Origin of the sequence: Mesorhizobium sp. M7A.F.Ca.MR.148.00.0.0 (assembly GCF_003997735.1) — a bacterium.
Taxonomy (GTDB): Bacteria; Pseudomonadota; Alphaproteobacteria; order Rhizobiales; family Rhizobiaceae; genus Mesorhizobium.
The window spans coordinates 1-7,847 of record NZ_RZTB01000171.1 but is presented as its reverse complement, the minus strand read 5'-3'; the positions used below and the strand labels follow the sequence as shown (position 1 = coordinate 7,847).

At 64.9% G+C, this 7,847-nt stretch carries 9 protein-coding genes; all 9 read left to right on the top strand.

Translation table 11 applies throughout. The annotated features are described in order from the left end of the window. A partial coding sequence (groEL, locus tag EOB49_RS31485) for a chaperonin GroEL (RefSeq protein ID WP_127383268.1) occupies positions 1-783 on the top strand: 783 nt, incomplete at its 5' end. Between the two features lie 69 nt (positions 784-852). Beyond that, a complete protein-coding gene (locus tag EOB49_RS31480; RefSeq protein WP_127383267.1) occupies positions 853-1,080 on the top strand; it encodes a hypothetical protein in 228 nt (75 codons plus the stop codon). Between the two features lie 92 nt (positions 1,081-1,172). Then, the gene (locus EOB49_RS31475; protein ID WP_127383266.1) at positions 1,173-1,466 is read left to right on the top strand and encodes a DUF982 domain-containing protein; all 294 of its coding nucleotides are present in this window, start codon (positions 1,173-1,175) and stop codon (positions 1,464-1,466) included. Between the two features lie 335 nt (positions 1,467-1,801). Further along, on the top strand, positions 1,802-2,686 hold the full coding sequence (locus EOB49_RS31470) for an AraC family transcriptional regulator (protein WP_127327761.1): 885 nt from the start codon (positions 1,802-1,804) through the stop codon (positions 2,684-2,686). A 246-nt stretch (positions 2,687-2,932) separates the two neighbouring features. Next, entirely contained in the window at positions 2,933-4,009 is a 1,077-nt protein-coding gene (locus EOB49_RS31465) for a sugar ABC transporter substrate-binding protein (RefSeq protein WP_127383265.1), read from the top strand. Between the two features lie 95 nt (positions 4,010-4,104). Next, positions 4,105-4,926, top strand: coding sequence for an ATP-binding cassette domain-containing protein (locus EOB49_RS31460; RefSeq protein ID WP_127383264.1), 822 nt, complete (start codon positions 4,105-4,107; stop codon positions 4,924-4,926). Then, a complete protein-coding gene (locus EOB49_RS31455; protein ID WP_127383263.1) occupies positions 4,923-6,182 on the top strand; it encodes a sugar ABC transporter permease in 1,260 nt (419 codons plus the stop codon). Before EOB49_RS31460 ends, EOB49_RS31455 begins: the two co-directional genes overlap by 4 nt. Before the next feature lie 22 nt (positions 6,183-6,204). Beyond that, positions 6,205-6,933 carry an SDR family oxidoreductase gene (locus tag EOB49_RS31450; protein WP_127383262.1) on the top strand — a complete coding sequence of 243 codons (729 nt, stop codon included), beginning with the start codon at positions 6,205-6,207 and terminating at the stop codon, positions 6,931-6,933. Positions 6,934-7,035: 102 nt separating this feature from the next. Then, positions 7,036-7,847 (top strand): FGGY family carbohydrate kinase (locus EOB49_RS31445; RefSeq protein WP_245472920.1); only part of this gene is annotated, 812 nt, incomplete at its 3' end.

The window sequence follows — 7,847 nt, the reverse complement described above, 5'->3', positions numbered from 1 at the left end:
CGCCGCAAGGCCATGCTGGAAGACATCGCCATTCTCACCGGCGGCACCGCGATCTCGGAAGATCTCGGCATCAAGCTGGAAAACGTGACGCTGCAGATGCTGGGCCGGGCCAAGAAAGTGGTGATCGAGAAGGAAAACACCACCATCGTCGACGGTGTCGGCCGCAAGGAAGAGATCCAGGGCCGTGTCGCGCAGATCAAGGCGCAGATCGAGGAGACCACCTCCGACTACGACCGCGAGAAGCTGCAGGAGCGGCTGGCCAAACTCGCCGGCGGCGTTGCGGTGATCCGGGTCGGCGGCTCGACCGAAGTCGAGGTCAAGGAGCGTAAGGACCGCGTCGACGATGCGCTGCATGCGACCCGCGCGGCCGTCGAGGAGGGCGTGCTGCCTGGCGGCGGTGTCGCGCTGCTGCGGGCAGCCAAGGCGCTCGATGCCGTGCAGACCGACAATGCGGACCAGAAGACTGGCGTCGATATCGTGCGCCGTGCCATCGAAACGCCGGTCCGGCAAATCGCCGAGAATGCCGGCGCCGAAGGCTCGATCATCGTCGGCAAGCTGCGCGAGAAAAGCGAATTCGGCTGGGGCTGGAACGCCCAGACCGACGAATTCGGCGATCTCTACGGCCAGGGCGTCATCGACCCGGCCAAGGTGGTGCGCACCGCTCTCCAGGACGCGGCATCGGTCGCCGGCCTGCTGGTGACCACGGAGGCGATGGTGGCCGAGAAGCCGAAGAAGGAAGCCGCCGCCCCGGCAATGCCCGCCAGCGCCGGTATGGACTTCTGAGGTCGAGGCCAATCCGCCCGCTTCCCTGGCGGGGAGCGGGCGTCATCCGAAGAGAAAGTGGAGGCAAAGATGGATGCAATGGCTGGCCTCGGATCCGTACCGGCTCCTACGCACCAGGCGAAGGAATTCCTGGCCTATGAAACAGAATGCAGGAACGTGCTGAAGCCGCTGCTGGCAGGGCTGCTCGACATGGCTGAAGCTGCCGGCTGGAACCGGCGAACCGCGGCGTCGGCACTGATGTTCCTTGCCGCGCAGCAAGTGTCGGCAACATCCAAGGTATCCGCCGGCAGCGGTTGAACGGGAATCGGCCAGTCCATTCACCTATCCGCGGCGGGCCGCGCTCCCGGTGCTCGGCCCGCTACAGGCACAATCGAGAGGAGGCACAAGCCATGAATCGCGGGCAATTTGACGAACCGGTCACCCTTCTGGTCGGAATGGGCTTTCCGAGGAAGATCGACAGCGTGATGGAAGCCTATGCACTGCTGCAGGACTGGCCGAGCGCCGGCCGCAACGGCGCCCATGCTGTCGCGCTCAACGCTTGCAAGGCGGGCATCGTCGGCGAGATCGATTCGGAGACGGTGCGGGCCACGCTGGTCAGCTTCGCGCGCCGCCACGACATACTGGTGCCGGAGATGGTTTCGCCGCTCGCGACGGCGGCCGGTGGTGCGCTGCGCACGAGGTGAACTGACGATGCGGCGCTGCACAGCGCCTGAAGACCATGGTCTTGCGATAAGCCAGGCGAACACGGAGACGCCGGAATTCCTGTCCCGGGCGGCAGCATTCTCGTTGGTCAATTGAGCGAACGCGTCAGCAAGACTGACCTGTTCTGCCCGAATAGCGCTTCTGAGCGCCGCCTCCCGGTTAAAAAAGTATCATCCGTTGTCTTGAATCGTGGTGGCGCCTGTTGTCATGAGCCGGTACCTTGGCTCTTGAAATGCAGAGCCGAAACCAATTCGGCCGGTTTAGGGAATTGGGCCGAACGCGGCAGATATCCGTGCCGGCCCGGGAGGAAACGGACATGGAACCGGACCTGGAAGTTGTCCAGATACGACGCGGTGAGTCCTTCAAGGCGTGGTCGCACGGCTACCCCTTCCACACGGTGCGCTGGCATTTCCATCCCGAATATGAACTGCATCAGGTGATCTTCACCAACGGCCGCTATTTCGTCGGCGACTTCATCGGCGAGTTCGAGCCGGGCAATCTGGTGCTGACGGGCCCAAACCTGCCGCACAATTGGGTCAGCGATATCCCCAGGGACAGTTCGATCCCGCTGCGTGGCCGCATCATCCAGTTTTCCGAAAGTTTCATCGGCGATGCCATGCATGTGCTGCCGGAGTTGGCGGGGCTCACGGCTCTGCTCGAGGCGTCACGTCGCGGCGTGCTGTTTTCCAGCCGCACCAGCAAGGCGCTGGCGCCGCTGATGGAAGAGATGATGCAGGCGCAAGGCGTGCGCCGCATCGAGCTGTTCATGATGATCGCCGGCCTGCTCAGCCGCGCCCAGGAATTCCAGCTTTTGGCCAGCGCCAGCTACCGGCCCGATCCCTCCGGCTACATGACCGCCGGCATGAACAAGGCACTCGCCTATATCAGGGAGAACCTGACGCAGTTGTTCGACGAGGCGGATCTCGCCGCCATCGCCGGCCAGTCGACCGGCGCTTTCTCACGTTCGTTTCGCCGTCACACCGGCATGTCGCTGGTGCAGTATGTGAAGCGGCTGCGCATCAACCTCGCCTGCCAGATCCTGATGAGCGACGAGCAGGCCTCGATCACCGACATCTGCTACGAGGTCGGATTCAACAATCTGTCCAATTTCAACCGGCAGTTCCTGGCGGAGAAGGGCATGCCGCCCTCGCGCTTCAGGCGCCTGCTGGCCGACAACATCAACGCGGGAAAAGCCGCTTAACGGAGGAGCCAGGGAGGACCCAAGGGAGGATTTTTCTTTTGCATGACGACGTGAGCCGCGTGGAGCGGTTCGCGATGGAGAACGCTTGTCTCGAATTCCTCCGTCGGCGGAGGTTGTCGGCGCGGCTCGAAAGGCCGGCGCCGGGTCCCGGTTCCCAATGCAGTTTGGGCGAGGGCGGATGGGTGTCTTCAGACCAAAGCAGTCAACGACCTTCTTACAACCATATCCAGAAACGGAGAAGACCGAATGACCAAACTTTCATCTTCATTGAAGTCCGCCGGCGTGGCAGCCCTTGCGCTGTCGCTGCTGGCCGGCACCGCCGCGATCGCCAGGGCCGCCGAAGTCACCGACGCGACCGTCGCCTTCCTGATGCCCGACCAGGCCTCGACCCGCTACGAGCAGCATGATTATCCCGGCTTCGCCGCCGAGATGAAGAAGCTGTGCCCGGGCTGCAAGGTGCTCTACCAGAATGCCGATGCCGACGCCTCGCGCCAGCAGCAGCAGTTCAACTCGGTGATCTCGCAGGGCGCCAAGGCGATCGTGCTCGACCCGGTCGACTCGACCGCCGCCGCCTCGCTGGTCAAGCTGGCGCAGAGCCAGGGCATCAAGGTCATCGCCTATGACCGGCCGATCCCGACAGCGCCGGCCGATTTCTATGTGTCGTTCAACAATGAAGGCATCGGCAAGGCCATCGCCGACTCGCTGGTCGAGCACCTGAAGGCGCTGAAGGTCGATCCGGCCAGCGGCGGTGTGCTGCAGATCAACGGCTCGCCGACCGACGCGGCGGCCGGCCTGATCAAGAAGGGCATCCATGCCGGCCTCGACAATAGCGGCTACAAGATCCTGGCCGAATACGACACGCCGGAATGGGCGCCGCCGAAGGCGCAGCAATGGGCCGGCGGCCAGATCACCCGCTTCGGGCCGAAAATCCTCGGCGTGGTTGCCGCCAATGACGGCACCGGTGGCGGCGCCATCGCCGCCTTCAAGGCGGCCGGCGTCGATCCGGTGCCGCCGGTGACCGGCAATGACGCGACGATCGCGGCCTTGCAGCTGATCATCGCCGGCGACCAGTACAACACCATCTCCAAGCCGAGCGAGATCGTGGCGGCGGCGGCCGCCAACATCGCCATCAAGCTGCTTTCGGGCGAGACGCCGAAGGCCGAGATGACGCTGTACGACACGCCCTCGCAGCTGTTCACGCCGGCCGTGGTGACGCAGGAAAACCTGAAGGCCGAGATCATCGACAAGAAGATCAACACTGCGGCTGAACTCTGCGTCGATCGTTACGCGGAAGGCTGCAAGAAGCTGGGCATCGGGAACTGACCGCGACCCTTGCCCGCTCCGCTGCCTGGCCACCGCGCGGTGGCCAGGCAGCGCTCATCCGACATTTTTGAACCGGTTTTGAAAGGCTTCCTGGCATGATCGATATCCCGGACGAACCGGTTCCGGCAGGCGAGCTGGTGCTCAGCCTGCGCGGCGTTTCGAAGAATTTTGGCGCCGTTTCGGCGCTCACCGACATCGATCTCGATGTCCATGCCGGCGAGGTGGTGGCGCTGGTCGGCGACAATGGCGCCGGCAAGTCGACCCTGGTCAAGATCCTGGCCGGCGTGCATCAGCCGAGTTCAGGCACGATCAGTTTTCGCGGCAAGCAGGTGACGCTTGCAGATCCGAGTGCGGCGCTGACGCTCGGCATAGCCACGGTGTTCCAGGACCTGGCGCTGTGCGAGAACCTCGACATCGTCGCCAACATCTTTCTCGGCCGTGAGCTCAACCCGCTGCGGCTGGACGAGGTAGCGATGGAAGTGCGCGCCTGGACGCTGCTCAACGAGCTATCGGCGCGCATCCCAAGCGTGCGCGAAGTGGTCGCGTCACTGTCGGGCGGCCAGCGCCAGACGGTGGCGATAGCCCGCTCGCTGCTGCTCGAACCCAAGCTCATCCTGCTCGACGAGCCGACGGCCGCACTTGGCGTGGCGCAGACGGCGGAAGTGCTCAACCTGATCGAGCGGGTGCGTGACCGCGGCCTCGGCGTCGTCATCATCAGCCACAATATGGAAGACGTGCGCGCCGTCGCCGACCGCATCGTCGTGCTGCGGCTTGGCCGCAACAACGGCATCTTCACCCCCGATGCCTCGAACCAGGAACTGGTCAGCGCCATCACCGGCGCGTCGAACAATTCGGTATCGCGGCGCGCCGAGCGGAGACAGGCCAGGCAAGACCAAACCCAGGAGCCACGCCCATGAGCCGCGAAGCCGAACAGGCCGCCCCCGTGCCGCCGCAGCTCGACCGCGCCGATGTGCGCGTCAAGCATGAGGCGGGGATCGGCGGCGCCATCCGCAGGTTCTTCGACCGGGTCCGCTCGGGCGATCTCGGCTCGCTGCCGGTGATCGTCGGGCTGGCCATCATCTGGACGGTGTTCGCCAGCATCAACCCGATCTTCCTATCATCAAGCAATCTGGTCAATCTGCTGTTCGATTGCTCCACCGTGGGCGTCATTGCGCTCGGCATCGTCTGCGTCTTGATGGTCGGCGAAATCGACCTGTCTGTCGGTTCGATCAGCGGCTTTGCCTCGGCGATGGTCGGCACGCTGTGGGTCAACCAGGGCTGGCCGGTGGCGCTCGCCATTCTGGCCGCTGTCGCCGTCGGCGGCTTTATCGGCGCACTCTACGCGCTGCTGTTCAACCGGCTGGGCATGCCGAGCTTCGTCTCGACGCTGGCCGGTCTGCTGGCGGTGCTTGGCCTGCAGCTCTACATTCTCGGCTCGACCGGCTCGATCAATCTGCCCTACGGCTCGAACCTGGTGAATTTCGGCCAGCTGCTGATGATGCCGAAATTTGTTTCGTTCGCCCTGGCGGCCGTGCCCGGCATCGTCATGCTGGTCACCGGCCTGCGCACCGTTACGCGCCGCCGCGCCGCCAATCTGTCGGCGCCGTCGACCGGCGGCCTGGTTATACGGGCGGTGGTGATCACGGTCATTCTCGAACTCATCGTCTTCTATCTCAACCAGGCGCGCGGCATTCCGTGGATGTTCGGCCTGTTCGTCGGCTTGGTCATATCGATGCATTACGCGCTGACGCGGACCAAATGGGGCCGCTCGATGTCGGCGGTCGGCGGTAACCGCGAGGCGGCAAGGCGCGCCGGCATCAATGTGCGGCTGATCTATTCCAGCGCCTTCGTGCTGTGCTCGATGCTGGCTGCTTTCGGCGGCGTGCTGTCGGCGGCCCGCCTGGCCTCGGCCAGCCAGCAGGCCGGCACCGGCGACGTCAACCTCAACGCCATCGCGGCGGCCGTCATAGGCGGTACCAGCCTGTTCGGCGGTCGCGGCAGTGCGTATTCGGCGCTGCTCGGCATCATCGTCATCCAGTCGATCGCCAGCGGCCTGACGCTGCTCGATCTGTCCTCGTCGCTTCGGTACATGATCACCGGCGCCGTGCTTGCCATCGCGGTCATCGTCGACTCGCTGGCACGCCGCTCGCGTGTCTCCCATGGCCGGGCCTGAACCCATCAACAGGAAGCAAGACATGAGCGAAAAACTGTCCGGAAAAGTTGCCGCCGTCACCGGCGCGGCATCAGGCATCGGCCTCGAATGCGCCAGGCACATGCTGGCGTCCGGCGCCAGCGTGGTGCTGGTCGACCGCGCCGAGGCGACGCTGAACAAACTGTGCGCCGAACTCGGCCCCAAGGCGATCCCGCTGGTCATCGACCTGATGCAGCCGGCCAGCGTCGCCACCATGATGCCGCAGATTCTGGAGAAGGCCGGCCAGCTCGATATCTTCCATGCCAATGCCGGCGCCTATGTCGGCGGCGAGGTGGCGACCGGCGATCCCGACGCCTGGGACCGGATGCTCAACCTCAACATCAATGCCTGCTTCCGCTCGATCCAGGCGGTGCTGCCGCACATGATCGAGCGCAAGACGGGCGACGTCATCGTCACCAGTTCGATTGCCGGACTGGTTCCGGTGGTCTGGGAGCCGATCTACACGGCCTCCAAGCACGCCGTGCAGGCCTTCGTCCACACGGTGCGCCGGCAGGTCGCCAAGCACGGCCTGCGCGTCGGTGCGGTGGCGCCCGGCCCGGTGGTGACGGCGCTGGTCGACGACTGGCCGAAGGCCAAGCTCGAGGAAGAACTCGCCGCCGGTGGCCTGATGCAGCCGCGCGAAGTGGCCGAAGCGGTGATGTTCATGCTGACCCGCCCGCGCAACGTGACGATCCGCGATCTGGTGATTTTGCCGCAGAGCAATGATCTCTAAGCGAATAGGGAATAGGGAGTAGCGAATAGGGAAGAATCCAACGACCTACCTACTCGCTACTCGCTACTCGCTACTCGCTACTCGCCAAACCGAAGGTTTCACATGCCCCATTATCTCGGCATCGACGTCGGCACCGGCAGCGCGCGGGCCGGGGTGTTCGACCACACCGGCACCTTGCTCGCCTCGGCCAAGCGGGATATCGAGGTCTGGCGCGAGGCCGGCGACATTGTCGAGCAGTCGAGCAACGACATCTGGCGGGCGGTGTGCGCGGCCACGCGGGAAGCGGTCGCTCAGTCTGGCGTGGCATCCGAGGCGATCGCCGGCATCGGTTTCGACGCCACCTGTTCGCTGGTGGTGCTGGGCGAGGGCGGCGTGCCGCTGCCGGTGAGCAAATCCGGCAATTCGGAACGCAACATCATCGTCTGGATGGATCACCGCGCGGTCGAGCAGACGCGCCGCATCAACCGCAGCGGAGAGGCGGTGCTGAACTATGTCGGCGGCGTCATCTCGCCGGAGATGGAAACGCCGAAACTCCTTTGGCTGGCCGAAAACCTGCCCGACACGTTCAACGCCGCCTGGCAGTTCATGGACCTCCCCGATTTCCTCACCTGGCGGGCGACCGGCAGCCTTGCCCGCTCGGTCTGCACGGTGACTTGCAAATGGACCTATCTGGCGCATGAAAGCCGCTGGGACGAGGCCTATTTCCGCACCATCGGACTAGGGAGCCTGGCCGACGAGGGGTTCGCGCGCATCGGCACGCAGATCGTGCCGGCGGGTGGCGCACTTGGCGGCGGGTTGACCGCGCAGGCGGCTGCGGACCTTGGCCTCGTCCCCGGCATCGCGGTAGCGGCCGGCCTGATCGATGCGCATGCCGGTGGCGTCGGTACGGTCGGTGCGCGCGGCGCGTTCGGCAG